22 protein-coding genes are annotated in these 25,698 nt (G+C 64.2%); 10 read left to right on the top strand and 12 right to left on the bottom strand.

Features of this window, described 5'->3' with window-relative positions:
• Nucleotides 1–140 precede the first annotated feature (140 nt).
• Nucleotides 141–2,174: an FUSC family protein gene (locus tag PVZ78_RS01155; RefSeq protein ID WP_273828126.1), complete on the top strand. Its 2,034-nt coding sequence runs from the start codon at nucleotides 141–143 to the stop codon at nucleotides 2,172–2,174.
• Between the two features lie 65 nt (nucleotides 2,175–2,239).
• Here the strand turns inward: PVZ78_RS01155 and PVZ78_RS01160 are convergent, their stop codons facing one another.
• From PVZ78_RS01160 to PVZ78_RS01205, 10 genes are all read right to left on the bottom strand, one after another.
• Nucleotides 2,240–2,845 carry a LysE family translocator gene (locus tag PVZ78_RS01160; protein WP_009042782.1) on the bottom strand — a complete coding sequence of 202 codons (606 nt, stop codon included), beginning with the start codon at nucleotides 2,843–2,845 and terminating at the stop codon, nucleotides 2,240–2,242.
• Between the two features lie 89 nt (nucleotides 2,846–2,934).
• Nucleotides 2,935–3,564, bottom strand: coding sequence for a LysE family translocator (locus PVZ78_RS01165; protein ID WP_009047757.1), 630 nt, complete (start codon nucleotides 3,562–3,564; stop codon nucleotides 2,935–2,937).
• 80 nt (nucleotides 3,565–3,644) lie between these two features.
• On the bottom strand, nucleotides 3,645–4,247 hold the full coding sequence (locus tag PVZ78_RS01170; RefSeq protein ID WP_007931465.1) for a formyltransferase family protein: 603 nt from the start codon (nucleotides 4,245–4,247) through the stop codon (nucleotides 3,645–3,647).
• 60 nt (nucleotides 4,248–4,307) lie between these two features.
• The gene (locus PVZ78_RS01175) at nucleotides 4,308–5,630 is read right to left on the bottom strand and encodes an aspartate aminotransferase family protein (protein ID WP_135006328.1); all 1,323 of its coding nucleotides are present in this window, start codon (nucleotides 5,628–5,630) and stop codon (nucleotides 4,308–4,310) included.
• Nucleotides 5,631–5,657: 27 nt separating this feature from the next.
• Entirely contained in the window at nucleotides 5,658–5,801 is a 144-nt protein-coding gene (locus PVZ78_RS01180; RefSeq protein ID WP_007931463.1) for a hypothetical protein, read from the bottom strand.
• A 34-nt stretch (nucleotides 5,802–5,835) separates the two neighbouring features.
• On the bottom strand, nucleotides 5,836–7,677 hold the full coding sequence (locus PVZ78_RS01185) for a carbamoyltransferase family protein (protein WP_273828127.1): 1,842 nt from the start codon (nucleotides 7,675–7,677) through the stop codon (nucleotides 5,836–5,838).
• A gap of 65 nt (nucleotides 7,678–7,742) precedes the next feature.
• Complete coding sequence (locus tag PVZ78_RS01190) at nucleotides 7,743–8,369, bottom strand: LysE family translocator (protein ID WP_009047754.1); 627 nt, start codon at nucleotides 8,367–8,369, stop codon at nucleotides 7,743–7,745.
• 14 nt (nucleotides 8,370–8,383) lie between these two features.
• Complete coding sequence (locus PVZ78_RS01195) at nucleotides 8,384–9,427, bottom strand: inosamine-phosphate amidinotransferase 1 (RefSeq protein ID WP_110176703.1); 1,044 nt, start codon at nucleotides 9,425–9,427, stop codon at nucleotides 8,384–8,386.
• A 16-nt stretch (nucleotides 9,428–9,443) separates the two neighbouring features.
• Nucleotides 9,444–11,621, bottom strand: coding sequence for an iron-containing redox enzyme family protein (locus PVZ78_RS01200; RefSeq protein ID WP_273828128.1), 2,178 nt, complete (start codon nucleotides 11,619–11,621; stop codon nucleotides 9,444–9,446).
• Between the two features lie 185 nt (nucleotides 11,622–11,806).
• Nucleotides 11,807–12,811 carry an inducer of phenazine A gene (locus PVZ78_RS01205; protein ID WP_009047751.1) on the bottom strand — a complete coding sequence of 335 codons (1,005 nt, stop codon included), beginning with the start codon at nucleotides 12,809–12,811 and terminating at the stop codon, nucleotides 11,807–11,809.
• 275 nt (nucleotides 12,812–13,086) lie between these two features.
• Between PVZ78_RS01205 and PVZ78_RS01210 the strand changes: the two genes are divergently transcribed.
• Nucleotides 13,087–14,502, top strand: coding sequence for an aminotransferase-like domain-containing protein (locus tag PVZ78_RS01210; RefSeq protein WP_009047750.1), 1,416 nt, complete (start codon nucleotides 13,087–13,089; stop codon nucleotides 14,500–14,502).
• A gap of 51 nt (nucleotides 14,503–14,553) precedes the next feature.
• On the opposite strand, the gene PVZ78_RS01215 is transcribed toward PVZ78_RS01210, so the two are convergent.
• On the bottom strand, nucleotides 14,554–15,480 hold the full coding sequence (locus tag PVZ78_RS01215) for a DUF808 domain-containing protein (protein WP_016702222.1): 927 nt from the start codon (nucleotides 15,478–15,480) through the stop codon (nucleotides 14,554–14,556).
• 135 nt (nucleotides 15,481–15,615) lie between these two features.
• On the opposite strand from PVZ78_RS01215, the gene PVZ78_RS01220 reads away from it, so the two are divergent.
• Complete coding sequence (locus PVZ78_RS01220; RefSeq protein WP_009047748.1) at nucleotides 15,616–16,224, top strand: TetR/AcrR family transcriptional regulator; 609 nt, start codon at nucleotides 15,616–15,618, stop codon at nucleotides 16,222–16,224.
• 120 nt (nucleotides 16,225–16,344) lie between these two features.
• Here PVZ78_RS01220 and PVZ78_RS01225 read toward each other — a convergent pair whose 3' ends face one another.
• Nucleotides 16,345–16,785 carry a GlcG/HbpS family heme-binding protein gene (locus PVZ78_RS01225; protein WP_009047747.1) on the bottom strand — a complete coding sequence of 147 codons (441 nt, stop codon included), beginning with the start codon at nucleotides 16,783–16,785 and terminating at the stop codon, nucleotides 16,345–16,347.
• A 264-nt stretch (nucleotides 16,786–17,049) separates the two neighbouring features.
• Between PVZ78_RS01225 and gcl the strand changes: the two genes are divergently transcribed.
• From gcl to PVZ78_RS01260, 7 genes are all read left to right on the top strand, one after another.
• Nucleotides 17,050–18,825 carry a glyoxylate carboligase gene (gene gcl, locus PVZ78_RS01230; protein ID WP_273828129.1) on the top strand — a complete coding sequence of 592 codons (1,776 nt, stop codon included), beginning with the start codon at nucleotides 17,050–17,052 and terminating at the stop codon, nucleotides 18,823–18,825.
• A 137-nt stretch (nucleotides 18,826–18,962) separates the two neighbouring features.
• On the top strand, nucleotides 18,963–19,745 hold the full coding sequence (gene hyi, locus PVZ78_RS01235; RefSeq protein WP_053268503.1) for a hydroxypyruvate isomerase: 783 nt from the start codon (nucleotides 18,963–18,965) through the stop codon (nucleotides 19,743–19,745).
• 161 nt (nucleotides 19,746–19,906) lie between these two features.
• The gene (locus PVZ78_RS01240; RefSeq protein ID WP_009047744.1) at nucleotides 19,907–20,797 is read left to right on the top strand and encodes a 2-hydroxy-3-oxopropionate reductase; all 891 of its coding nucleotides are present in this window, start codon (nucleotides 19,907–19,909) and stop codon (nucleotides 20,795–20,797) included.
• Nucleotides 20,798–20,983: 186 nt separating this feature from the next.
• Nucleotides 20,984–22,264 carry a glycerate kinase type-2 family protein gene (locus PVZ78_RS01245; RefSeq protein ID WP_273828130.1) on the top strand — a complete coding sequence of 427 codons (1,281 nt, stop codon included), beginning with the start codon at nucleotides 20,984–20,986 and terminating at the stop codon, nucleotides 22,262–22,264.
• Nucleotides 22,254–23,669: a pyruvate kinase gene (gene pyk, locus PVZ78_RS01250; protein WP_009047742.1), complete on the top strand. Its 1,416-nt coding sequence runs from the start codon at nucleotides 22,254–22,256 to the stop codon at nucleotides 23,667–23,669. Before PVZ78_RS01245 ends, pyk begins: the two co-directional genes overlap by 11 nt.
• Before the next feature lie 178 nt (nucleotides 23,670–23,847).
• On the top strand, nucleotides 23,848–24,771 hold the full coding sequence (locus PVZ78_RS01255) for an urea transporter (protein WP_273828131.1): 924 nt from the start codon (nucleotides 23,848–23,850) through the stop codon (nucleotides 24,769–24,771).
• A 21-nt stretch (nucleotides 24,772–24,792) separates the two neighbouring features.
• A complete protein-coding gene (locus PVZ78_RS01260) occupies nucleotides 24,793–25,638 on the top strand; it encodes an ion transporter (RefSeq protein WP_016702229.1) in 846 nt (281 codons plus the stop codon).
• Nucleotides 25,639–25,698: the final 60 nt, after the last annotated feature.

Genomic DNA, 25,698 nt, shown 5'->3' on the forward strand with positions numbered 1-25,698 from the left:
GGCCCTTTTCTTCGCCGCACCGATACCCTCGCCCTTCTCAGCACCTGCACCCTCTCCGGAAGCAGAAAAATCCTCATTGGAATTTCCCAGGCAAGTAGATACGATGCTAATCATTAGCTAGCTATCTATGTGCCTTGCCAATGAAAAGCCCCACCCTGCGAATCCCCGATTTCTGGCTGGCCGTCCTGGCTCCCAGCCGCAACGACCTACTGTTCGCCATCAGGAACATGATCGCCGGGGGCATCGCCCTGTACCTGGCCTTTCGTTTCAACCTCGAGCAGCCGCAATGGGCCCTGACCACCGTGTTCATCGTCAGCCAGCCCAGCAGCGGCATGGTCCTGGCCAAGGGCGCCTTCCGCCTGCTCGGCACCTTTAGCGGCGCCCTGGCCTCGATCCTGCTGATCGGCCTGTTCGGCCAGGCGCCCCTGTTGTTCCTGCTGGCGATGGCGCTGTGGCTGGCCTTCTGCACCACCGGCGCTTCGCTGCTGCGCAATCATGCTTCCTACGGCTTCGTACTGGCCGGCTACACCGCGGCGATCATCGCCCTGCCCGCCACCACCCATCCGCTGCTGGTGTTCGACCAGGCCGTGGCCCGCTGTTCGGAAATCAGCCTGGGAATCATCTGCGCGGCGATCGCCAGCACCGTGTTGTGGCCGCGCCGGATCGAACAGGCGCTGGCCACCCAAGGCAAGCTCGCCTGGCAAGCCGGCATGCGCGCCGCGGCCTCCGAGTTGATCGGCCAGGACCAGCGCAAAGGATTGCTGGAAGCCCTCGGCAAGCTGGTTGCGGTCGATGCCCAGCGCGATCACGCCTGGTTCGAAGGGCCTCAGGGACGTCGGCGCTCCCAGGCCCTGCGGGTGCTCAGCCGCGACTTGCTGAGCCTGTTGCGTGCTGCCCGCGGCGTGGCCCGCCAGCGGCTGATGCTCGACAGCGCGGCGAATGCCGCGGTGGCACCGCTGATCGAACAACTGGCCACGGCCCTGGAACACAGCCACGAGGCAGACATCGCCCAGCTGTGGGCACGCCTTCAAGAGGCACTGCAGGACCGCAGCCTGTCGCAGGATGCACATCTGTGCCTGATGCAATTGGCCCAGGTGCCGGCGCTGCTGGAACGCAGCGCGCGGACTCTGCAGGCCGTCGAGCAGGGCCGGGTACCCCATGGCGCGCCTGGCGCCCTGTCCTGGCACCGGGATATCGAGCAAGGCATCCTCGGCGGCCTGCGCAGCGCCCTGGCGTTTCTCGCCGTGGCCGGCTTCTGGGTGCTCTCGGCCTGGCCCTCCGGCCTGGGCGCGGTATCGATCTGCGGGGTGGTGCTGAGCCTGTTCGCCGGCCGGGAAAACCCTTCCGCCTCCAGCCTCAACTTCCTCAAGGGCATCGCCCTGTCAGTACCGATCGCCGGCTTTGTCGGCCTGGGATTGCTGCCCGGCTGGGATGGTTTCCCGCTGTTGTGCGTGGGGCTCGGGGTGCCGCTGTTTTGCGCTTCGCTGTGCATGAGCAAACCGCGGATGGCGCCAATCGCGTCGGCGTTCTGCATCTTTTTCGTCAACAACGTCGGCCCCGGCAACCTGATGACCTACGACCTGGCCAACTTCCTCAACAAGGCCATGGCGACCCTGGTCGGCGTCGGCATCGCGGTCCTGGTGTTTCGCCTGGTCAGCCTCAACCCCGGCGAACATCACTATCGGCGGATGTTCCGCGCCTCGCTGTTCGACCTGGCGCAACTCACTTCGCGCCCGCTGGAGCAAGCCGAGAGCTGGTTCGGCGGGCGCATGGCCGACCGCTTGATCCGCCTGGCGCGCTACTCCGAAAGCCTGCCCCAGGAACGCCGCCAGCACTGGGACAACGGCCTGCTCGGGCTCGACCTGGGCGACGAACTGCTGCAATTGCGCGCCAGCCTGGGCGCCGCGACCGGGGCCCTGGACGTCGAGCGCGGGCACTACCTGCAGAGCATCGCCACGCAGCTCAAGTCGGGCGGACCGACGCCACGCCGCAGCGATCGACTGGATGCTCCGACCGTCGCCCTGCTCAAGGCCCTGGAGCAGGCGCCGCAACTGCCGGAACAGGATCTGGAAATGGCCAGGGCGGCGCTGCTGCAACTTCAATTCACCTGGCACAAATGGTGCCGCCTGACTCGCCACGAACCCGGCGTGGCGGCTGTCGCCCAGGGGCAATGAGCGGGCAAAAAAACCGCCACGCGCCGGTTGCGGCGGGTGGCGGCATAACGCCCTGGGAAAGCCCCTCAGGCTTGCAGCAGCGGGAACAAGGAAATCACCAGCAGCAAGGCCATGCCGTAGTTGAACAGGCGCAGCCAGCGCGGATCGCGCAGGACATTGCGCAGCACACTGCCGAATCCGGCCCAGACCCCGACGCTCGGCGCGTTGATCAAGGCAAACAGGCTGGCGATCACCACCACGTTGAAAAAGTAGCCCTGCAATGGCGTATAGGTGCTGATGGCCCCCAGCGCCATGACCCAGGCCTTGGGGTTGACCCACTGGAACGCCGCCGCCCCCCAGAACCCCAGCGGCCGGCCCTTGCCGTCGACTTCCTGGGACACCGGCCCGGAACGGGCGATGTTCCAGGCCAGGTACAGCAGGTAGGCCGCACCGACATAGCGCAGCACCTTGTACAGCACCGGGTAGGCCTCGAACACGGCGCCCAGGCCCAGGCCGACGGCCAGTACCAGCACCAGGAACCCCGAACTGATCCCGAGGATATGCGGCACCGTGCGGCGGAACCCGAAATTCACCCCCGAGGCCAGCAGCATGGTGTTGTTCGGTCCGGGGGTCACCGAAGTGACAAAGGCAAACAAGGCGAAAGCCAACAACAAGTCGATCGACAACGGCATACAGTCATCCTGAGAAGTACATGCTCCGAACAGAGCCCTGAGTCATTGTTTTCGCCCCGGCGATCGCCACGGGCGAGGCTTATCCACGCTTACAGCAAGGACCCGATGAAGCCCGCGGCGACCATGGCGTAGAACGCGCCGCAGACCAGGCCGAAAGCCTTGCGCGTGCGGACGAAAAACGGCTCCGCCGAACGCGCGGAAAACGCCAGGGCGTAGGCACAGAAAATCACGAAGCCGGCGACCGCACAGCTGCCCACCAGCACGAAGCTGGCCCAGGAGGGCGCCGTGGCGCTGAGGCCGACGGTGGTCACGGTGAACCAGGTCAGGGCCGCCTTGGGGTTGGTCAGGTGGATGCCCAGCCCTTGCAGGTAGAACCCCAGCGTGCGGCTCTGTTTGGCCCGGGCGCGATTGAGGTTGACCGCGCTCGCGCTCAGGGCGCCGCGGATGGATTTGTAGGCCAGCCATAACAGGTAGCAGGCGCCGAGGATCTTCAGCCAGACCAGCACCTGGGTGTTGGACATCAGCAAGGCCGAGACGCCCGCGGCCGTCATCGCGCCCCAGCACAACGAACCGGAAATGACCCCGGCCGCCAGCGCCAGCCCCGGGGTACGCCCGTAGCTGAGCGAGGTGTTGGCAATCGCCAGGTTACCCGGGCCAGGGCTGGCGGTTCCGATGACATAAACGGCCATAGCAGCACCAAAGCTCGATAAATCAAACATTTGACGGTCTCTCGTAGAAGTCGCGGGAGCAGGGTTTACCAACCGGGATGCCGCCCCGCGCGGGCCGGCATCCCTCCTCGCTACTTGAAGCAGCGATGATCGGGTTCTTCGGCCCGGATCTTTTCCATCCAGGGTTTGAGTTCGGATTGCTTGTACAGCCGCTCGCCCCAGCGCTCGGGCGACACCGGCAGCGGACGGCCTTGCAGGATGTAGTCGGTCAACAGATGGATGAACTGCTGCAGGCAATAGGCGCCGACATGCAGGCGCAGCGAAGACGCGGTTTCCGCCGGGGCGATGTTGAAACGCGCGACATGGATGATGTCGCCGCTGTCCACCGAGGGCGCCAGGTGATGACAGGTCGAACCGTAGGTTTCGTCCTGGTAGTAGATCGCGTAGTGCTGGCTGCCCAGGCCGCGGTACTTGGGCGGCGCCGGGTGCAGGTTGATCGCGCCCTTGCGGGCCCGCTGATAGATGCTCGGCGGGAAGATGAAGTCGCCGCGATAGGAAATGATCCAGTCGCCTTCCCAGTCTTCCAGGTGATACGGATAGGGGTCGCCCGGGTCCCAACAGAACACTTCCAGGTTGGAAAAAACCGTCTTGGCGAATTCAACGCCGTGATCGCACCAGTCCATGGTGCACACCGACAATAGAACTTTGTCCTTGCATGGTTCGATGGTCTGCATAGTCTTTTCCACTATTGGCTGTTGGTACATTTCGAAAACACCCCCGGTCCACCCTCCCCGCTAACCCTGCTGGCAGGCTTCGACTACCGCCGTGAAGCACTCGACCATTTCGGCGATTTCCGCCTCGCTGGAGATGAAGGGCGGCGCGAACAGCACGTGGTTACCGTGAACACCGTCGGCGGTTCCGCTGCCCGGATAAATCAGCAGCCCTTGTTCCAGCGCCTGCGCCTTGAGGCTCGCGGCGTAACGGCCGCCACCGTGATAGGGCTCGCGGGTGTCCCGGTCCTGAACGAACTCCACGCCGACGAACAGACCGCGTCCGCGCACATCGCCGACATGCTCGAAGCGCGCCAGGCACTCGCGCAGGCCGTGGCGCAGTTGCTCGCCGCGCAGGCGCACGGCCTGCAGCAGGTTCTCGTCCTGGATGACCCGCTGCACCTCCAGCGCAACGGCGCAGGCCAGCGGATGATTGACGTGGGTCTGGCCGTTGCCCAGCACCCCGGAGTTGCCAGCCATGGCCTCATGCACCTGGCTGCTGACCAGCAACGCCGAGATCGGCTGGTAACCGGCCGCCAGGCCTTTGCCGACCGCGACCATGTCCGGCACGATGCCGTCGTCTTCGTAGGCGAAGAACCTGCCGGTGCGGCCCATGCCGGCCATCACCTCGTCGAGGATCAGCAGCACGTCGTGGCGCTCGCACACCGCCTTGATCTTGCGGAAGTACCCCGGCACCGGCGGCACCGCGCCGTTGGTGGAGCCGACCACGGTCTCGGCGAAAAACGCCGCCACCCTGTCGCTGCCCAGCGCCCTGATCTTTTCGTCCAGTTCCAGCGCCAGGCGCGTCCCGTACTGCTCGTCGCTTTCATCAGTGCCCTGATGGCGATAGGCATAACAGGGCGAGACGAATTCGGCGGACCCGAGCAACGGCTCGAAGACCCCGCGACGCTGCAGGTTGCCGGAAATCGACAGGGTCCCCAGGGTGCTGCCGTGGTAGCTCTGCTGGCGCGAGATAAAGATCGATTTGCCCGGCAGCCCGCGCTCGCACTGATACTGGTAGGCAATTTTCATCGCCAGTTCCATGACCTCGGAACCGCCGGAGAGAAACTGCGCCTTGGCCAAGCCGCCGGAGGCCCCCACCAGCAGGTCAGCCAATTCCTCGGCGGCGTCCGTGGTGAAGCTGCCGGCATGGGCCCAACTGAGCTTTTTCGCCTGCTGCTCGATGGCCGCGGCGATCCGTGGATGTCCATGTCCCAGGCTGGAAACAGCCACCCCGCCGCACGTGTCGAGGTAGCGTTTGCCCGAAGCATCCTCAAGCCAGACCCCAGCGCCATTGACGGCGTGAATCGGTGAGGCATTCAAGTTCTTGTAGATGACCGTTGACATGGATCCGAGCCCTTGCAGTTATTCGGCCTAACGGGTGTTTTCCGGGTGGTCCCACGCCGTCGAGCCTTGATGGAAACGCTGGCTGAAGCGCGAGGAATTGAATATCCGGCGCGCCCAGCCGATCGGTAGCAACACCACAGCGAACATCAACAACGAAAGCAACCTGAGCATGGCCTTGTCTCCTGAATAAAAAGTGAGTGAGCGATCAGTCCAGCGGGATCTCGTTGCGCCAGTCGACCTCTTCGACGAACTCCGGCTGGGTCGTGCGCTCGAGAATGAAGCTGCCCAGCACCAGCACATCCATCTCGGTGCGCATGAAGCAGGCGTAGGCTTCTTCCGGCTTGCACACGATCGGCTCGCCGCGCACGTTGAACGAGGTGTTGACCAGCACCGAGCAGCCGGTGCGTTTCTTGAAACTGCGCAGCAGATGGGTGAACGGCGCATTGTTTTCTTCGGTCACCGTCTGCACCCGCGCCGACAGGTCGACGTGGGTCACCGCCGGCAACTGCGAACGGATCGAGTTGATGCTGCCCAGGCCACGCTCGGGGCCGCCGGGCTGCAACGACTCGGCGGTCTTGATCGAATCGGTGACCTGGGAAACCATCAACATGTACGGGCTCTTCTCGCAGATGTCGAAGTAGATCTGGGCGTCCTCGTCCAGCACCGCCGGGGCAAAGGGCCGGAAGGATTCGCGGTACTTGATCTTCAGGTTCATGGTGCGCTGCATCTCGGGATTGCGTGGATCGCCGAGGATCGAGCGCGCGCCCAGGGCTCGCGGGCCGAACTCCATGCGCCCCTGGAACCAGCCGACCACGGCGCCGTCGGCCAGGTGCCGCGCAGTTTCGTCATACAGCTCGGCCCCCTCGAAGCGCTGGTACGGATACTGGTTGGCGTCGAGGAACGCCTGGATCTCTTCATCGCCAAAGCCCGGCCCCAACAGGCTGCCGCTCATGGCGTCGAGCTTTTTGCTGCCCAGGTGCGGACGCCCGGTGCGTTTGACCGAATAGTCCATGGCCGCCCCCAGGGCACAACCGGCGTCGCCGGCCGCGGGCTGAATCCAGATCGCGTCGAAACGTCCGGAACGGCTGAGCACACCGTTGGCCACACAGTTGAGCGCCACGCCACCGGCCAGGCACAGGTTGCGGTAACCGGTCTGCCGCACGGCCGCGGTGGCCAGCCCCAGCACCACTTCCTCGGTCACCTGCTGCACCGAGGCCGCCAGGTCGCATTCGCGCTGGGTGATCGGGCTCTCCGGCTTGCGCACCGGACCGCCGAACAGTTCCTCGAACGCCTCGCCGACCATGCGCTCGCCACGCAGGTACTCGAAGTACTTCATGTTCAGGGTGAAGGAGCCGTCGGCGCGGATGTTGATCAGTTCCTTGCGGATCTTGTCGGCATAGATCGGCCGGCCGTAAGGTGCCAGGCCCATGAGTTTGTACTCGCCGGAGTCGACCTTGAAGCCGCAGTAATAGGTGAACGCCGAGTAGAACAGGCCGACCGAGTGCGGATAGGAAATCGAGTTCATCAGGTCGAGCTTGGAACCGTCGCCCTTCCAGATCGTGGTCGAATGCCATTCGCCGATGCCGTCGATGCACAGCACCGCCGCCTGTTCGAACGGCGACGGGAAAAACGCCGCCGCGGCATGGGAACGGTGGTGCTGCGAAGCGATGCTGAGCGGTCCGGTACCACGTCCCAGTTCCTCGAGTTTCTCGTCGATGAACTTGAGCACATTGAGCTTCCAGCGGATCCATTCCGGCATGGTGCTGATGAAGGTGCGCGCGCCGCTGATGCCGCCACTGGCGAAGGAGGAAATCATCCGCGAGAACTTTTCCTGCGGGTCTTCGTAGTAGACCACGGCGGTCAGCTCATCGAGGCCGATCCCCTCGGCGTCCAGGCAGTACTTGATGGCATTGGCCGGAAACGCCGCGTCGTGCCGCACCCGCGTGAAGCGCTCTTCCTGGGCCGCAGCCACCGGCACCCCGTCCTTCACCAGCGCCGCGGCGCTGTCGTGATAGAACGCCGAAATCCCTAATACGTAAGTAGCCATTTAAACGCTCATCCTCATAGCTTCATGCCAATCCATGGAAATTCCCTGTGTCTGTGCACAGTCCGTCATCCGTGCAACCAACTTGAGACCGGCAGGCTTTTTAATGCCGGAATCAACGACACCACCAACAACACACTCATTGAAATGTTGAACAGCCGGAGCCGGTTCGGCTCGCTGAGAAAGCGCCGCAAATAACGTCCGAACAGCACCCAGACCATCGAGCAGGGCGAGCCGAAGAGAAAGAAGATCAAGGCGATCAGCAGGATCTGCGCACTGTAGGAACCGACCGGCGTGGTGTAGGCCAGGACCGCGCCCACCGCCATGATCCAGGCCTTGGGGTTGACCCACTGGAACAGCGCCGCGCCGGTGAAGCCCAGCGGGCGCCCGCCCTGGTCGTCGAGATCGACCGTGGGCGCCGTGGCGATCCGGTAGGCCAGGTACAGCATGTACAGGGCACCGATCACCTGCAGGATGTCATGCAGGCTGGGATAACGATGGAACACCGCGCCGGCGCCGAGCCCCACCGCGATCAGCATCAGTGGAAAGCCGATGTTGATGCCCGCGACGTGGCGCAGGGTGCGGCTGATGCCGAAGTTGACCCCGGAGGACATCAGCATCACGTTGTTCGGCCCCGGCGTCACGCAGGTGGAAATCGCGAACAGGATGACGGCGTAGTAGTCCAGATTCTGCATGCCCCAGGCTCCGCTCAACGATAGTCTTCAAGGGTGCCGCGGCGACGAATGTCGACCGACACGCAATGGAAGCCGCCACTGAGGCTGCGGGCATGGCGCATTTTCAGCGGCGCCACATCGATACCGTGTTTCTCCAGGGCGCGAATCAGCGGCACTTGCTGGTCGTTGATCACCGCCAGCGCCGGGTTGACCATGATGAAGTTCATGCCCTGCCAGATCGACGCGCGCGGGTAGGACCAGCAATAGCCGGTGTCGACCATTTCCGGCGCCCAGATGATGTCCCAGTTCTTGAACAGCGCCGGCACCTGGTCCTTGCGGATCCGCTCCGGACACAGCACCACCAGCCCCGGGCGGACCACGGTGATGGTGGTGTCCAGGTGCGTGCCGTCGTACACGCCGCTCACCGGGTGCACCCGGTAACGATCGCCCAGCACCCGCTGCAGCCACTGGCAACCCAGTTCGTTACCGCTGCGCGAAACCAGATAGAGGATGTCCTCGCCGACGCGGATCACGTTGGCGGCGTCGAAGATCGGCTCGTCATTGGCAATGATCGAGCCGTTCTTGGGGTTGATCCGGTAGGTGCTGTCCAGCAGCTGCGGCTTGGGCGCGGAAATCCAGTTGGAGCCGCTGGCAAAGTATTCGGCCAGGTGCCGGCGATAGGCGAACGGTTCCAGGTAGCGGCTGCGCAGCGCCATCGGCGCCTCGATGATGGTCTGGCCGATGGGTAGCAGCACATCCCGCGGGCAGTAGTTGTATTCGCCGTCGGTTTTCCAGGCCCAAGTGCCGAATACCGCGCGATGGTCAGTGACGTCCGGGCGCCGCACTATGACCCCGTGGGAACGCAGGAAGGCGGCAAAGGCGTCCAGGTCCTCGCTGGCTTCCTCGATCACCTGCTGCGGATAGGGGCCGGATGGAATGTCCTCGATGTAGTCATGCTGCTCGCTGTAATCCAGGGCGAACAGGCCGCGGTCGGGTCGCGGCACCTGCGCGCCCTGGGCGACGCCGACGATCATTTCTTCCAGCGGATCCCACTCGTTGTGCACGTTGACCAGAGACATGGACACTCCTTGATGTTCAGGCCGTTACGCCAACCGGCGCGGCAGGGACAATAGGTTCATGGTGAAACAGCGCCTGATCCTCGCCCCGCGTCTTGCTCCGGGGCAGCACCGCGCCCGCGGAGCCGATGCCCAGGCGCTGCAACCAGGACGTCAAGCGGTCCGGCTGCGGTGCCAGGGACTCGTAGCCGACGCGGACCCGCAGCCAGTGTTCTGCCAGTTCCGCCGGCTTCGTCGCGGCGACCTGGCGCATGTAGGCGTCGATGGCGTCCACCGCCCAGGCCGAATGCCCGGTGGTGACGTTATCGATGGTGTTGTGCAGGTCGACGAACGCCGTGCTGAAGCCGTAGTGCCGGAGGAAGCGCCGGGCCGAACGGTAGCTGCCGCCCACCCCCGACAGTTCCATCGCCAGGTTCATGCCGAGGATTTCCGGCATGAAGGTCACCGGCAGCTTGCCCAGGCACAGCCAGTAGACCGGCAAGCGGAACGAGGCCTCGCGCAGCCGCTCATCCTCGGCGAACTCGCGGGCACCGGTAGGCGCCAGCTCCAGCCCCATCTGGCGCAGGCCGTCGCGGTAGATTTTCGGATGGTTCAACGCATAGGAGCCGTTGCCCAGCTCGTCCCAGTAAGTCTGGAACAACGCGTAACCGACATGGGACGAGGCCAGCGTCAGGTCGGTGAAACCCTGCAGCCAGGCGCCGTCGATCAGGGTCAGCGGTGCCAGTTGCAGGGTGGAATCGACGATTTCTTCGCGCGACGGCATGGCCGCCGGGTCGCTTTCTTCGAACTCCTGACCGTGGCGGTCGTGCTTGTCCAGTAGCCATTCGCGCAATACGCCGACATTCCAGGACTCGGGCAAGGTGCGTTCGGAGTTTTGCAGCGAGCGGCGCGACTGCTCCAGCCAACGCGTCACATAAGCCTGGGCAAAAGCCTGGGTGCGAGGCGCCAGCGCCCTGCCCTGCAAGACGAAATAGGCCTCGCGCAGGCTCTTGGGCCACTGGCCCTGCTCCTGAATGCCCTCGCCCAGCACCTGTGGAACCACTGCATTGCAAGGGCTTGGCGTTGGTACTTGGGCAGCTTCTGCGCGCTGGATCGGGCCGGACAGGCCATCGATCCATTTGCGGATGACGCTCAGGTCGGCCTCGCTGAAGATCCGGAACATGCGCCCGTTCGGCGCGACCAGTGTATTGACCAGCAGACTCTTCTCGGCGTTGCCCGGCACGATCAGGCGGCTGCGCGAAAGCATCTCCAGCAGCGGCACCGGGTCGACCTGGGCCTCACGCAGCCACTGCGCCAGGCTGCGGCCTTCCATCTTGTAATCCTGGTGATAGACCGCGCCGGCCCGGGCCATGCGCTGGATCATCTTGCCCATCAGGCGCTCGGGCGATACCGCCGCCCGACAGTGCACCAGCAGCCGCTCGTTGAAAGTCTTCAGGGCCGCGAACAACCACTGGGCGCCCGCCTCCAGTTGCAGGCGGCGAATGTTGCCCTGATTGGCGACCTGCTCGCAGACCCACAGGGAGATCTCCAGCGCCGAGCTGTCGACCGCGCTTTCATCCAGTTGGTTCAGGTCGAGTCGGCGGACATCCAGCTGCTGCGCGTCCAGCACCGCCCACCAGGGGCTCAGCCCCAAGGCACGCCAGGCATAGTCGATGCCGCACAGGGTGTCGCCAAAGGCATCGCTGCGGCGGCTCACCGCTTGCAGCAATGCCGGTAATTCGAACAGTTCGTCGGGCAGGTCGGGGAGCGTGGAAAGCTCGAACGGCGAAACCGCATAAGCGGTCAGCCCTGCCTGCACCAACAGCGATTTGAAGTGATCGGCGCGCGATGCCAGGGGCCGCCCGACGCCGACGTCGTGGGCCAGCAGCTCCATGAGCCTGAGCTGCGCGCTGTCCTCGAAAACCCCGGGGGCGCTCATGCCTTGCAGCCAGCAACCCAGCACCGAGGCCAATGGCGCCGAGTGCACCAGCAGGGCCTCGGCGAATTCCCGTTGGTTGCCCAGCTCCGCAGCCTGGCTGGCCAGTTCGCGGTAAACCCGGGCCTGCTCGTCACGCCAGAGTTCGATCTGCACCCGCACCCCGGACAGACCTTCCGCACCGGTTTCTCCCGGTGCGGCCAGGCCCATCAGACGCCGAATACTGACATCCCCCAGAAAGCTCTCGGGCTTGCTGACTGATCGATAAAACTGGCGCCACATACTGTTTACTTCCCTTCCAGGTTGGAGACCAAGGCAATCCATTGCCGGCCCTCAGTCATCGGCAAGCAATGACTGAGGGTGTCGAGATCAGAACATCGGGTAGATCGAAGAGTCCGGCTTCTTCTTTTTCTTCTTGCCGAAGAGGCGTTGGAACAAGCTCTTGATGTAACTCATGGCAGACTCCTTTAAAGAACATCGAGGATGATTTTCGAGACGAAATCATTCCCCTGGTCGGTGAAGTGAATACGGTCGACGAACAACCACTGTTCAGGCCGCAGGGCCTCGGACAGCAGCGGCGTAATGTTCACGAAACGCACGCCCATCTTCTGGGCGCCCTCGCGCAGGCGGGCGGCATAGGCCTCGCAGACGCTGGGTTGCAGGATGTCGCCATAGACCTCGCTGAAACTGCCGGCGCGATCCAGCTCGGCGAACAGCTGCTCTTCCTCGTCGCAGCCCTTTTCCCGGACCCAGCCGGCCAGCGGCTGCAGAATGAAGGTCAGCTTGGCACCCATGTCGGCCGCCAGCGCGCGCCAGGTATCCAGGTGACGCAGGGTCAGGTCGGCGGCGTAGTCGATCTGCTCTTCCATGGTCGGTGGCGGCTCGGGCGTCGGCTCTTCCTGCTCCTTGCCGAGCAAGGCGCGGAACATGCCGCGCTTGGGCGCCTGGGACTCCGGACGCATGGCGTCGAAGAATTGGTTGCAGTTGAAGAAAGCGCCGTGTTCGCCACGGCTGCTTTGTGGCTGGCGGGCCAGCCCCAGGTTGTTGAACCCGGAAAACAGCACGATTTCGTCGACCTTGGGCAGCAAATGACGGTAAAGGGTGAAGAGCGTCAGTTCCTGGGTCGAGTTGAAACTGCGTCCGCCGAAGTTGATCCAGGGCTTGCTGTCCGGATCGTTCTCGGCCAGGCGCGAAGGCAATGTCCAGGCATCCGAACTGGCACCGATGCCAAACACGGTCGAGCTACCGGCCAGCACCCGCACGCTCTTGGCGTGGCGGCTGTTGGCCACTGAATACTGTATGCCCAGCAGTTCCGAATAGCGGAAGCCCGAGGTATCTGTATTGACCACCTCCGAACGGTGGTCGGTAGGATGGAAATACATCAAATAAGGCAGCCAGCGAACCTCACCACCGTCGGTGAACTTCTGCTCGTACTCAGCCATCTGTGGAGTCAGTTTGATCCTTGCCGTCATTACCCTGCTCTTCCTTGAGAAGTCATCGTCTAAAGTAGCCTGAGGGGGAAGCCCGTTATACGTTGCCCGGGGGGACTCTGAATTGCGTCGCAACTGTATTTAAGAACAACCAGTACAGTGCGATGCGGGCCATCTTCCCAAAGGCAACCACTGTCTTATAGGTACACGCCGGATGATTTTTCTCAGTACAGATTGCTTTTTTGCCTCTAAAAATTTTCAAAAAAAGTGGAATCTGTAACTTTTTATACGACAGATGAGTCGCTACAGTCCCCCGCATGACTCGATACCTGAATCTCGCCGAATACATCAGCAGCCGCATTGAGCAGGGGTTATACGGGCCGGGGGAGCGTTTGCCTTCGGTGCGGGCCCTGAGCCTCGAGCACGGCGTCAGCCTCACCACCGTGCAACAGGCCTATCGGGTTCTGGAAAGCTCGGGACTGGCTATCCCCAAGCCCAAGTCGGGCTATTTCGTCCCGGCCGGCCGGCGTTTGCCGGAGTTACCGAAGATGGGACGGCCGTCGTTGCGGCCTGTGGATATCTCCCAGTGGGACCTGGTGCAGGACCTGATGCGCCAGGAGCAGAACGCCAATGCCATTCAACTGGGCTGCGGCATGCCCGACACTACGGCGCCGACCCTCAAGCCGCTGCTGACCGCCCTGGCGCGAATCAGCCGGCGCAGCGACAGCCCGAGCCTGCAATACAACCACCTGCAAGGTGTGCTGAGCCTGCGCGAGCAGATTGCCCGCCTCGGCGTCGACTCCGGTTGCCGCCTGACGCCCGCGGAAATCGTCGTCACCAGCGGCTGCCAGGAAGCCCTGTCCATCGCCATCCGCGCCCTGTGCGAACCCGGCGACATCGTGGCCATCGCTTCCCCCTGCTTTCACGGCATCATCCAGCTGCTCAAGGCCGCCGGCCTCAAGGCCCTGGAGATTCCCACCGACCCGGTCACCGGCATCAGCCTGGAAGCCATGGAAATGGCCCTGGAACAGTGGCCGATCAAGGCCATCCAGCTCACGCCCAATTGCAACAACCCGCTGGGCTACATCATGCCGGACGATCGCAAGCGCGCGATGATCCGCCTGGCCCAGCGCTACGACGTGCCGATCATCGAAGACGATATCTATGGCGACCTGGCGTTCCGCTACCCGCGGCCGCGCACCCTGAAGTCATTCGACGACGACGGGCGCGTGCTGCTGTGCAGTTCGTTCTCGAAAACCCTGGCGCCGGGCCTGAGGATCGGCTGGATCGCCCCGGGGCGTTACCTGCCGCAAGTGCTGCACATGAAATACGTCGGCTCCGGCACCACCGCGACCCAGCCGCAGCTGGCGGTGGCCGAATTCATTGCCAAGGGTCATTACCTGCCGCACCTGCGACGGATGCGCAAACAGTACCAACGCCATCGCGACCTGATGACCGAGTGGGTCAGCCGCTACCTGCCGGAAGGCACCCGGGTCAGCAAACCCCAGGGCGGGTTCACTTTGTGGGTGGAGTTGCCGGACGAGTTCGACACCTACACCCTGAACCGGCTGCTGGAAGCCGAGGACATCCAGATCGCCAACGGCAATATCTTTTCCGCGGCCGGCAAGTACCGCAATTGCCTCAGGCTGAACTTTGCCGGCGTGCCCAACCGCAAGATCGAACAGGCGATCAACAAGATCGGCCTGGCGGTCGCGCAACTGCTCCCTGCCTGACAGACCCTCGCCCTCGCCCCTCGTCCTGCAGCGGCGAGGGCCTTCAACGAATCAGGCCCTGGCCGCGCGCCACAGCTTGCCACCCAGCGACACCACGACCAGTACCGCGGCGCCGGCGATAATGCCGGCCACGGCATTGAGCAGCGTCGGCATGATCAGCGAAAACCCGCCAACCACCTCGGCCGTGTGCGCCGTGACAGTCTCGATCCAGTGATGCGCCGCCGGCACGCCGTGGGTCAGGATGCCGCCGCCGACCATGAACATGGCCGCGGTGCCGATCACCGAGAGGCTTTTCATCATGTAGGGCGCTGCGCGCAGGATCGCGCCGCCGATGCTTTTTGCGACCTGGCCCGGCTTCTGCGTCAGCCACAGGCCGAGGTCGTCGAGCTTGACGATGCCGCCCACCAGGCCATACACGCCGACGGTCATGACGATGGCGATGCCCGAAAGCACCACCACCTGCTGCATCAACGGCGCGTCGGCGACGGTGCCCAGGGTAATGGCGATGATCTCGGCCGAGAGAATGAAGTCGGTGCGGATCGCGCCCTTGATCTTGGTCTTCTCAAAGGCCACCAGATCGGTGGCCGGGTCCGCCACGGCTTCGATCAGTTGCTGGTGCTCGGCCTGATCCTCGGCCTTGCTGTGGAGAAACTTGTGGGCGAGTTTTTCAAAGCCCTCGAAGCACAGGTAGGCACCGCCGAGCATCAGCAGCGGTATCACCAGCCAGGGCGCGAAGGCACTGATGGCCAGCGCCGCGGGCACCAGGATCAGCTTGTTCAGGAACGAGCCCTTGGCCACCGCCCAGACCACCGGTAATTCGCGCTCGGCGCGCACCCCGGAAACCTGCTGGGCATTGAGCGCGAGGTCGTCCCCCAGCACCCCGGCGGTCTTCTTCGCCGCCATCTTGGTCATCAGCGCCACGTCGTCGAGTACCGTGGCAATATCGTCGATCAGCACCAGCAAACTGCTTCCGGCCATGGATCAGGGTTCCTTGAGGTCATAAATGTTGCGAAGCATAGCGCGCAACGAGGGCCGGCGGGGCATTCTTGAGCCTCGCGCAAGGCCGGTGCTACCATGCGCAACCGCCCGAACAGGCAAGGAATCACCTGGTTTATGAGCACCATCCGCGAGCGCAACAAAGAACTGATCCTGCGTGCCGCCAGTGAAGAGTTTGCCGACAAAGGCTTCGCTGCGACCAAAACCAGCGACATCGCGGCCAAGGCGGGGCTGCCCAAACCCAACGTCTACTACTACTTCAAATCCAAGGAAAACCTCTACCGCGAGGTCCTGGAAAGCATCATCGAGCCGATCCTCCAGGCTTCGACCCCGTTCAACGCCGACGGCGTGCCCAGCGAAGTACTGAGCGGCTACATCCGCTCGAAGATCCGCATCTCCCGCGACCTGCCCTTCGCCTCCAAGGTGTTCGCCAGCGAGATCATGCACGGTGCCCCACACCTGAGCCCGGACCAGGTCGAGCAGCTCAACGCCCAGGCCAAGCACAACATCGATTGCATCCAGACCTGGATCGATCGTGGCCAGATCGCGCCCATCGACCCGCACCACCTGATGTTCAGCATCTGGGCCGCGACCCAGACCTACGCCGACTTCGACTGGCAGATCTCGGTGGTGACCGGCAAGGCCAAGCTGGACGAGTCCGATTACGAAGCCGCCGCCCAGACCATCATCCGCCTGGTGCTCAAGGGCTGCGAAACGGACCAGTAAGCCAGCCCCTGTAGCCGCTGCCGCAGGCTGCGATAAGGCCGAAGGTCTTCAGCGATCTTCAGATCTTGCGCACCCGTGGTGTGCGATCGCAGCCTGCGGCAGCAGCTACACGGCTACAGATCAGGCACTCACACCCGCATCCGCCCGCAAGCCCTGCGCCTCGATGGCGCTGATCGCACATTGCTCGTCGATGTCCGAGGTGTCGCCACTGATGCCGATCGCACCCACCACCACCCCCTGCTGATCACGAATCAACACCCCACCCGGCGCCGGCACCACGCTGCCCTGCCCCAGGCTATTGAGCGCGGCGATAAAGGCCGGCCGCTGCTGCGCATCCAGCGCCAGCAGGCGCGAGCCCTTGCCCAGGGCGATCGCGCCCCAGGCCTTGCCGATGGCGATCTGTGGCCGTAGCAGGCTGGCCCCGTCTTCGCGCTGCAAGGTCACCAGATGCCCGCCGGCATCGAGCACCGCAATGGTCAAGGGTGCCGCGCTGATCTCACGGCCAAAGGCCAGGGCCTTGCCGGCCAGGCTGACTGCAACGTTCAAGGTTAAAGCGCTCATGGGTGCCGTCCTTATTTTGTTATTGGGAAAAATTGGGGTGTTCCGATAAGAAGATCGATACAACAAATAGAACACAACAAACTTTGTTTTTGTATACAATAATTTTCGCAAATCCCTGCTTCCGACGAAAAGCAGCCTGTTTATCGGCACCGGACGAACGCATCCAAGCGCGAGAGAAAATGGATTGACCTGCGACACTCGCCATGAATACACTCAGCGCAAAGCCACTTGTATACAATTACAAAACGTAAGAGGCACAAAACCATGAGCAAAATGAGAGCAATCGAAGCCGCCGTTCTGGTGATGCGCCGTGAAGGGGTCGATACCGCTTTCGGCATCCCGGGTGCCGCCATCAACCCGCTGTACTCCGCCCTGCAAAAGGTCGGCGGCATCGATCACGTCCTCGCTCGCCACGTTGAAGGCGCCTCGCACATGGCCGAGGGTTACACCCGCACCAAAGCCGGCAACATTGGCGTGTGCATCGGCACCTCCGGCCCTGCCGGCACCGACATGGTCACCGGCCTGTACAGCGCCTCGGCCGACTCGATCCCGATTCTCTGCATCACCGGCCAGGCCCCGCGGGCCCGCCTGCACAAGGAAGACTTCCAGGCCGTCGACATCACCAGCATCGTCAAGCCGGTGACCAAATGGGCGACCACCGTCCTGGAACCGGGCCAGGTGCCTTACGCCTTCCAGAAAGCCTTCTATGAAATGCGCTCCGGCCGTCCCGGTCCGGTGCTGATCGACCTGCCGTTCGACGTGCAAATGGCCGAGATCGAATTCGACATCGACGCCTACCAGCCGCTGCCGCGGGCCTTGCCGTCGGCGAGCCGAGTCCAGGTCGAAAAGGCCCTGGCCCTGCTGGATCAGGCCGAGCGGCCGTTGCTGGTTGCCGGAGGCGGCATCATCAATGCCGATGCCAGCGAACTGCTGGTGGAATTCGCCGAACTGACCGGCATCCCGGTCATCCCGACCCTGATGGGCTGGGGCAGCATCCCCGACGATCACCCGCAGATGGTCGGCATGGTCGGCCTGCAGACCTCCCACCGCTACGGCAACGCCACCCTGCTCAAGTCGGATGCGGTCCTGGGCATCGGCAACCGCTGGGCCAACCGCCACACCGGTTCGGTGGACGTCTACACCGAGGGTCGCAAGTTCATCCACGTGGACATCGAGCCGACCCAGATCGGCCGGGTGTTCACCCCGGACCTGGGCATCGTCTCCGACGCCAGCTCGGCGCTGACCGTGTTCATCGAAGTCGCTCGCGAATGGCAGGCCGCCGGCAAGCTGAAGAACCGCAGCGCCTGGCTGCAGGATTGCCAGCAGCGCAAGTCGAGCCTGCAACGCAAGACCCACTTCGACAACGTGCCGGTCAAGCCGCAGCGTGTGTATGAAGAGATGAACCAGGTGTTCGGCAAGGACACCTGCTACGTCAGCACCATCGGCCTGTCGCAGATTGCCGGCGCGCAGTTCCTGCATGTGTACAAACCACGCCACTGGATCAACTGCGGCCAGGCCGGCCCGCTGGGCTGGACCATTCCGGCGGCGCTGGGGGTGGTCAAGGCCGACCCGAGCCGCAAGGTGGTGGCGCTGTCCGGCGACTATGACTTCCAGTTCATGATCGAAGAGCTGGCCGTGGGCGCGCAGTTCAAGCTGCCGTACATCCACGTGGTGGTGAACAACTCCTACCTGGGCCTGATCCGCCAGGCGCAGCGCGGTTTCGACATGGACTACTGCGTGCAGCTGTCCTTCGACAACCTCAACGCCCCGGAACTCAACGGCTACGGCGTGGACCACGTCGCGGTCGCCGAAGGCCTGGGCTGCAAGGCGCTGCGGGTATTCGAGCCCGCGGGCATCCAGCCGGCCCTGCGCCAGGCCCAGGAAATGCTCGAGCAGTTCAAGGTGCCGGTGATCGTCGAGATCATCCTGGAGCGTGTCACCAACATCTCCATGGGCACCGAGATCAACGCGGTCAACGAATTCGAAGACCTGGCGCTGGTTGGCAACGACGCCCCCACTGCGATTTCCCTGCTTGACTGACACCCCTATGTAGCCGCTGCCGAAGGCTGCGATCGCATCCGCAGGATGCGCAAGATCTCAGGATCGTCGAAGGCCTTCGGCCTTATCGCAGCCTGCGGCAGCGGCTACAGGGATTGATACCTCTACAGGAGACCACCATGCCGCGTTTTGCCGCCAACCTGTCCATGCTGTTCACCGAACAGGACTTCCTCGCCCGCTTCAAGGCCGCCGCCGAGGCAGGCTTCAGTGGTGTCGAATACCTGTTTCCCTACGAATTCAGCTCCGCCGAGATCAAGGCGCAACTCGACGCCCACGGCCTGACCCAGGTGCTGTTCAACCTTCCTGCGGGCGATTGGGCCAAGGGCGAGCGCGGTATCGCCTGCCTGCCGGACCGGGTCGAAGAGTTCCGCGCCGGGGTCGACCTGGCCATCGCCTACGCCCAGGTACTGGGCAATACCCAGATCAACTGCCTGGCCGGCATCCGCCCACAAGGCGTCGACGATGCCACGGTGGAAAAGACCTTTATCGCCAACCTCAAGTACGCCGCCGAGAAACTCCAGGCCGCGGGCATCAAGCTGGTGATGGAAGCGATCAACACCCGCGACATCCCGGGCTTCTACCTGAACAACACGGCCCAGGCCCTGTCGATCCGCGAGCAGGTCGCCAGCAGCAACCTGTACCTGCAATACGACATCTACCACATGCAAATCATGGAGGGCGACCTGGCCCGGACCCTGTCCGGCCACCTGGACGCGATCAACCATGTCCAGCTGGCGGACAACCCGGGGCGTAACGAACCGGGCACCGGCGAGATCAACTACCACTTCCTGTTCGGGCACCTGGACAAGATCGGCTACCAGGGCTGGGTCGGCTGCGAATACAAGCCGCTGACCACTACCGAAGCCGGCCTGGGCTGGCTCAAGAGCCACAACGCAATCTGATCGCACACCGCGTCATCGTTCATCGCTGTAGGAGCGAGCTTGCTCGCGAAGGTCGTCAACGATGACGCAGGCATCCTGAATGAACACGGCGCCCTGCCATTTTTCGCGAGCAAGCTCGCTCCTACAGAGGGCGTGCTACCTAACAAAAAGAGGATTTTCTCATGGCTAAAATCGGATTCATCGGCACCGGCATCATGGGTCACCCAATGGCCTCCAACCTGCAAAAAGCCGGTCACAGCCTGTTCCTGTCCCAGCACCACGACGCGGCCCCGGCCGACCTGGTCGCCGCCGGCGCGGTCGCCCTGGCCAGCCCCAAGGAAGTGGCCCAGGAAGCTGAATTCATCATCGTCATGGTCCCGGATACCCCGCAAGTCGACGACGTGCTGCTGCGCGCCGACGGCGTGGCCGCGGGCGTCGGCCCGGGCAAGGTGGTGATCGACATGAGTTCGATCTCGCCAACCGCGACCAAGGCCTTCGCCGCCAGGATCAACGAGAAAGGCGCGCAGTACCTGGACGCCCCGGTGTCCGGCGGTGAAGTCGGCGCCAAGGCGGCGACCCTGAGCATCATGGTCGGCGGCGACAGCCAGGCCTTCGAGCGTGCCCTGCCGCTGTTCCAGGCCATGGGCAAGAACATCACCCTGGTCGGCGGCAATGGCGACGGCCAGACCGCCAAGGTGGCGAACCAGATCATCGTCGCCCTGAACATCCAGGCAGTGGCCGAGGCCCTGCTGTTCGCCGCGAAAAACGGCGCCGACCCGGCCAAGGTACGTGAAGCGCTGATGGGCGGCTTCGCCTCCTCGAAGATCCTCGAGGTGCACGGCGAGCGCATGATCAAGGGCACCTTCGACCCGGGCTTCCGCATCAGCCTGCACCAGAAGGACCTCAACCTGGCCCTGCAAGGCGCCAAGGAGCTGAACATCAACCTGCCCAACACCGCCAACGCCCAGCAAGTGTTCAGCACCTGCGCGGCCATCGGCGGCAGCAACTGGGACCACTCGGCGCTGATCAAGGGCCTGGAACACATGGCGAACTTCTCGATCCGCGACAAGTAAGAGAACGCCAGCAAATCCCCTGTAGCCGCTGCCGAAGGCTGCGATCGACTTGGGCGGCACTCCGACGCAGCAGGCGTGCACTTGCACATCGCAGGAAGGTTCTTCGAACCTTATCGCAGCCTTCGGCAGCGGCTACAGGTTGCGTGACAGCCACACCTCGAATAACAAGAAATCCGGGAGCCCGCCATGCCGGTCGATCCGCAACAATTCCTCCGTGAGCTGTTCGCCACAGCCATCGACGCCGCCCACCCGCAGCACGTCCTCGAAGCCCATTTGCCCAGCGACCGCAGCGGCCGGGTGATCGTCATCGGTGCCGGCAAGGCCGCCGCGGCCATGGCCCAGGTGGTCGAACGCTGCTGGTTGGGTGAAGTCAGCGGGCTGGTCGTCACCCGCTACGGCCACGGCGCCCCCTGCGAAAAAATCGAAGTGGTCGAAGCCGCCCATCCAGTACCCGATGCCGCTGGCCTGGCCGTGGCCAAGCGCGTGCTGGAACTGGTCAGCGACCTGTCGGAACAGGACCGGGTGATTTTCCTCCTGTCCGGCGGCGGTTCCGCCCTGCTGGCCCTGCCCGCTGCGGGCATCACCCTGGCGGACAAGCAGTCGATCAACAAGGCCCTGCTCAAGTCCGGCGCCAGCATCGGCGAGATGAACTGCGTGCGCAAACACCTCTCGGCGATCAAGGGCGGCCGCCTGGCCAAGGCCTGCTGGCCAGCCACCCTCTACACCTACGCGATTTCCGATGTACCGGGCGACCTGGCCACGGTCATCGCCTCCGGCCCCACCGTGGCCGACCCCAGCACCTCGGCCGAGGCCCTGGCGATCCTCAAGCGTTATGCCATCGAGGTACCCGCGGCGGTGCGCACCTGGCTGCAAAGCCCGGAGTCGGAAACCGTCAAGCCCGGCGACCCGAGCCTGGCCCGCAGTCACTTCCAGCTGATCGCCCGGCCACAGCAGTCGCTGGAGGCCGCCGCGGTGAAAGCCCGCCAGGCCGGTTTCAGCCCGCTGATCCTCGGCGACCTGGAAGGCGAGTCCCGCGAGGTGGCCAAGGTCCACGCCGGCATCGCCCGCCAGGTGGTGCTGCACGGCCAGCCGCTGGCGGCGCCCTGCGTGATCCTGTCCGGCGGTGAAACCACGGTCACCGTGCGCGGCAATGGCCGCGGCGGGCGCAATGCCGAGTTCCTCCTGAGCCTCACCGAAAGCCTCAAGGGCCTGCCCGGCGTCTACGCCCTGGCCGGCGACACCGACGGCATCGACGGTTCCGAAGACAATGCCGGCGCCATCATGGCCCCGGACAGCTACGCCCGCGCCGCCGCCCTGGGCCTGAGTGCCAGCGACGAGCTGGACAACAACAACGGCTATGGCTACTTCGCGGCCCTGGACGGGTTGATCGTCACCGAACCGACCCGCACTAACGTCAACGACTTCCGCGCCATCCTGATCCTCGAGAGCCCCAAACATGACGCCTGACAAAAAGGTCAAAATCCTCGCCACCCTCGGCCCGGCCATCGACGGCATCGACGACATCCGCGAGCTGGTGCAGGCCGGGGTGAATATCTTTCGCCTCAACTTCAGCCATGGCGACCACGCCGATCACGCCCAGCGTTACCAGTGGATCCGCGAAGTCGAAAAACAGCTGAACTACCCGCTGGGCATCCTGATGGACCTGCAAGGCCCGAAACTGCGGGTCGGCACGTTCGCCGAAGGCAAGGTCCAGCTGCATCGCGGCCAGGCCCTGCGCCTGGACCTGGACAGCACCCCGGGCGACCAGCGCCGGGTCAACCTGCCCCACCCGGAAATCCTCAAAGCCCTGGAGCCGGGCATGGACCTGCTGCTGGACGATGGCAAGCTGCGTCTGCGGGTCACCGCCAAACACGCCGACGCCATCGACACCACGGTGCTCAACGGCGGCGAACTGTCGGACCGCAAGGGCGTCAACGTCCCGCAAGCGGTGCTCGACCTCAGCCCGCTGACCGCCAAGGATCGCCGCGACCTGGACTTCGGCCTGGAACTGGGGGTGGACTGGGTCGCCCTATCGTTCGTGCAGCGCCCCGAGGACATTCATGAAGCCCGCGCGCTAATCGGCGACAAGGCGTTCCTGATGGCCAAGATCGAGAAACCCTCGGCCGTCACCCAATTGCGCGAGATCGCCGAACTGAGCGACGCGATCATGGTGGCCCGTGGCGACCTCGGGGTGGAGGTGCCGGCCGAAAGCGTGCCGCAGATCCAGAAGAACATCATCGGCACCTGCCGCCAGCTGGGTAAGCCGGTGGTGGTGGCCACGCAGATGCTCGAATCCATGCGCTTCTCCCCCGCCCCGACCCGGGCCGAGGTCACGGACGTGGCCAACGCGGTGGCCGAAGGCGCCGACGCGGTGATGCTCTCGGCGGAAACCGCCTCCGGCGAATACCCGCTGGAGGCGGTGCAGATGATGAGCAAGATCATCCGCCAGGTGGAAAGCGGCCCGGACTACCAGACCCAGCTCGACGTCAGCCGGCCCCAGGCCGAAGCCACGGTGTCCGATGCCATCAGCTGCGCGATCCGCCGCATCAGCAGCATCCTGCCGGTGGCGGTGCTGGTGAACTACAGCGAGTCCGGCAGCTCCAGCCTGCGCGCGGCCCGGGAACGGCCGACGGTGCCGATCCTCAACCTGACGCCGAACCTGTCCACCGCGCGTCGCCTGACGGTGGCCTGGGGCGTGCACTCGGTGGTCAACGACCGCCTGCGCCAGGTCGACGAGGTCTGCTCCACCGCCCTGGAAATCGCCCAGGCGCAAGGCATGGCCAAACGCGGCGACACCCTGTTGATCACCGCAGGCGTGCCATTCGGCCAGCCGGGCTCGACCAACTCGCTGCGCATCGAAACCCTGATCTGAGCCCTGTAGCCGCTGCCGAGCCTGCGAGGCTGCGATCGAAGTGGGCGGCACTCCGACGCAGTCCTCGCCAGGCCCGAGCACTGGACTTGCCTGGAACACGGCATTGCCTGATTGACGGCCGCTACGCGCCCGATCGCAGCCTCGCAGGCTCGGCAGCGGCTACAGGAGTCAACTTTCCATGCCTTCAGAACACTTCAACGCCCACTGCCCCGACTGGGCCACCGCCCTGCTCAACGGCTTCAGCCAGATCTTCCTCCAGCGCCATCCGCTGTGCGGCCTGCTGTGCATGCTGGCCATCCTGCTGAGCGCTCCGGCGCTGCTCGGCGGTGCGCTGCTGGGCGGCGTGGCCGGGCTGCTCACCGCACAGCGCCGGGGCTATGCCAAGGCCGACCGGCAAGCCGGGCTGTTCAGCTACAACGGGGTCCTGCTCGGCCTGCTCCTGGGCCTGCGCTTCGACTGGTCGGTGCTGCTGCCACCGCTGATCATCGCCTGCGGCGGCCTCAGTGCGATCCTCACCCAGCAATGGCTCAAACGCGCCCGCGATCAATATTGTCTACCGGCCTACACCGCGCCCTTCGTCGGCCTCGGCTGGTTGCTGCTGGGCCTGGCCGCACCGCTGCCCGCCAGCGTCGACGCGCCCTGGGCCGAACCCAATGCGCTGGCGCTGCTGCAGGTACTGCTCCAGGGGCTCGGCCAGGTGATGTTCCTCGAACATCCGTTGGCCGGGGTGCTGATTGCCCTGGGGTTGCTGCTGGCTGATCGCCGGGCGGTCGCCTGGGCGCTGTTCGGCTCGGCGGCGGGCCTGGGCTTCGCCCTGCTGCAACAGGAACCTACCGGCGCCCTGCTGGGCCTTGGCGGCTACAACAGCGCCCTGGTGGCCCTGGCCCTGAGCCAGGACCACCGCCGGTCCTGGCTGGCGCTGCCAGGTATGCTCCTGGCGCTGCTGCTCACCCCGGGCTTCGCCGCGCTGGGCCTGCCCGCTCTGACCGCACCCTTTATCCTCGCCTGCTGGCTGGTCCGCGCCGCGCTGCGGGTGCTGCGCCAGGCCGCCGTGGACAGCACGCCTTGCGCTACCGGGGCCAATCCCCCTAGGCTTCGCTGACCTTCCATTCAGGCGAACAGCATGGACAGCAACACGGACAACAACCGGCACTGGCGTGAGCGTCTCTACGTCATGATTTTCCAGACCGACACCGTGGCCGGTCGACGCTTCGACAGCACCCTGTTGCTGATCATCCTCGCCAGCCTGGTGATCGTGATCCTCGACAGCATCGACGAGGTGCATCAGAACTACGCCAATGTGCTGGCCTATATCGAATGGGGTTTTACCCTGATCTTCGCCATCGAATACGGCCTGCGCCTGTACTGCTCGCCCAAGCCGCTGCGCTACGCCTTCAGTTTCTACGGGCTGGTGGACCTGCTGGCCATCGTGCCGGGGATCCTCGCCCTGTATTACAGCGACGCCCAGTACCTGCTGATCATCCGGGTGATCCGCATGCTGCGCATCTTCCGCGTGCTCAAGCTCAGCCCGTATCTCAAGCAGGCCAACTACCTGATGTCGGCGTTGCGCGGCAGCAAGCAGAAAATCATCGTGTTCCTGCTCAGCGTGTCGACCCTGGTCACGGTGTTCGGCACCCTGATGTATGTGGTCGAGGGGCCCGAGCATGGGTTCACCAGTATTCCCAAGGGCATCTACTGGGCCATCGTCACCCTGACCACCGTGGGCTTTGGCGATATCGTGCCGAAGACGCCGCTGGGCCAGGTGATTTCGTCCCTGGTGATGATCACCGGCTACTCGATCATCGCCGTGCCCACCGGGATCTTCACCGCGGAACTGGCCAATGCCCTGCGCGGCGAACAGCTCAAGCACGACTGCCCGGTGTGCAGGAAGAACGACCATGAGCACGGCGCCGCGTTCTGCTCGCGATGTGGCAATGCGTTGTTCCCGAAAGTGGTCCATGAAAACTGAATAAGCAAAGCACTTTTTAATCTTTAAAGAGATATACCGCCCCGGCTATAGTCGGCGGCA

Source organism: Pseudomonas sp. SBT1-2, assembly GCF_028640875.1.
In the GTDB taxonomy this organism is placed as follows: Bacteria; Pseudomonadota; Gammaproteobacteria; order Pseudomonadales; family Pseudomonadaceae; genus Aquipseudomonas; species Aquipseudomonas chlororaphis_I.

Excerpts from the sequence above, each read along its gene's own strand:
- hyi (WP_053268503.1), top strand. The coding sequence starts at position 18,963 with ATGCCGCGTTTTGCCGCCAACCTGTCCATGCTGTTCACCGAACAGGAC.
- PVZ78_RS01165 (WP_009047757.1), bottom strand. The coding sequence starts at position 3,564 with ATGTTTGATTTATCGAGCTTTGGTGCTGCTATGGCCGTTTATGTCATC.
- PVZ78_RS01215 (WP_016702222.1), bottom strand. The coding sequence starts at position 15,480 with ATGGCCGGAAGCAGTTTGCTGGTGCTGATCGACGATATTGCCACGGTA.
- PVZ78_RS01205 (WP_009047751.1), bottom strand. The coding sequence starts at position 12,811 with ATGACGGCAAGGATCAAACTGACTCCACAGATGGCTGAGTACGAGCAG.
- PVZ78_RS01240 (WP_009047744.1), top strand. The coding sequence starts at position 19,907 with ATGGCTAAAATCGGATTCATCGGCACCGGCATCATGGGTCACCCAATG.
- PVZ78_RS01160 (WP_009042782.1), bottom strand. The coding sequence starts at position 2,845 with ATGCCGTTGTCGATCGACTTGTTGTTGGCTTTCGCCTTGTTTGCCTTT.
- PVZ78_RS01195 (WP_110176703.1), bottom strand. The coding sequence starts at position 9,427 with ATGTCTCTGGTCAACGTGCACAACGAGTGGGATCCGCTGGAAGAAATG.
- PVZ78_RS01200 (WP_273828128.1), bottom strand. The coding sequence starts at position 11,621 with ATGTGGCGCCAGTTTTATCGATCAGTCAGCAAGCCCGAGAGCTTTCTG.
- PVZ78_RS01175 (WP_135006328.1), bottom strand. The coding sequence starts at position 5,630 with ATGTCAACGGTCATCTACAAGAACTTGAATGCCTCACCGATTCACGCC.
- PVZ78_RS01185 (WP_273828127.1), bottom strand. The coding sequence starts at position 7,677 with ATGGCTACTTACGTATTAGGGATTTCGGCGTTCTATCACGACAGCGCC.
- PVZ78_RS01180 (WP_007931463.1), bottom strand. The coding sequence starts at position 5,801 with ATGCTCAGGTTGCTTTCGTTGTTGATGTTCGCTGTGGTGTTGCTACCG.
- PVZ78_RS01170 (WP_007931465.1), bottom strand. The coding sequence starts at position 4,247 with ATGCAGACCATCGAACCATGCAAGGACAAAGTTCTATTGTCGGTGTGC.
- PVZ78_RS01260 (WP_016702229.1), top strand. The coding sequence starts at position 24,793 with ATGGACAGCAACACGGACAACAACCGGCACTGGCGTGAGCGTCTCTAC.
- PVZ78_RS01155 (WP_273828126.1), top strand. The coding sequence starts at position 141 with ATGAAAAGCCCCACCCTGCGAATCCCCGATTTCTGGCTGGCCGTCCTG.
- pyk (WP_009047742.1), top strand. The coding sequence starts at position 22,254 with ATGACGCCTGACAAAAAGGTCAAAATCCTCGCCACCCTCGGCCCGGCC.
- PVZ78_RS01255 (WP_273828131.1), top strand. The coding sequence starts at position 23,848 with ATGCCTTCAGAACACTTCAACGCCCACTGCCCCGACTGGGCCACCGCC.
- gcl (WP_273828129.1), top strand. The coding sequence starts at position 17,050 with ATGAGCAAAATGAGAGCAATCGAAGCCGCCGTTCTGGTGATGCGCCGT.
- PVZ78_RS01225 (WP_009047747.1), bottom strand. The coding sequence starts at position 16,785 with ATGAGCGCTTTAACCTTGAACGTTGCAGTCAGCCTGGCCGGCAAGGCC.
- PVZ78_RS01220 (WP_009047748.1), top strand. The coding sequence starts at position 15,616 with ATGAGCACCATCCGCGAGCGCAACAAAGAACTGATCCTGCGTGCCGCC.
- PVZ78_RS01190 (WP_009047754.1), bottom strand. The coding sequence starts at position 8,369 with ATGCAGAATCTGGACTACTACGCCGTCATCCTGTTCGCGATTTCCACC.
- PVZ78_RS01245 (WP_273828130.1), top strand. The coding sequence starts at position 20,984 with ATGCCGGTCGATCCGCAACAATTCCTCCGTGAGCTGTTCGCCACAGCC.
- PVZ78_RS01210 (WP_009047750.1), top strand. The coding sequence starts at position 13,087 with ATGACTCGATACCTGAATCTCGCCGAATACATCAGCAGCCGCATTGAG.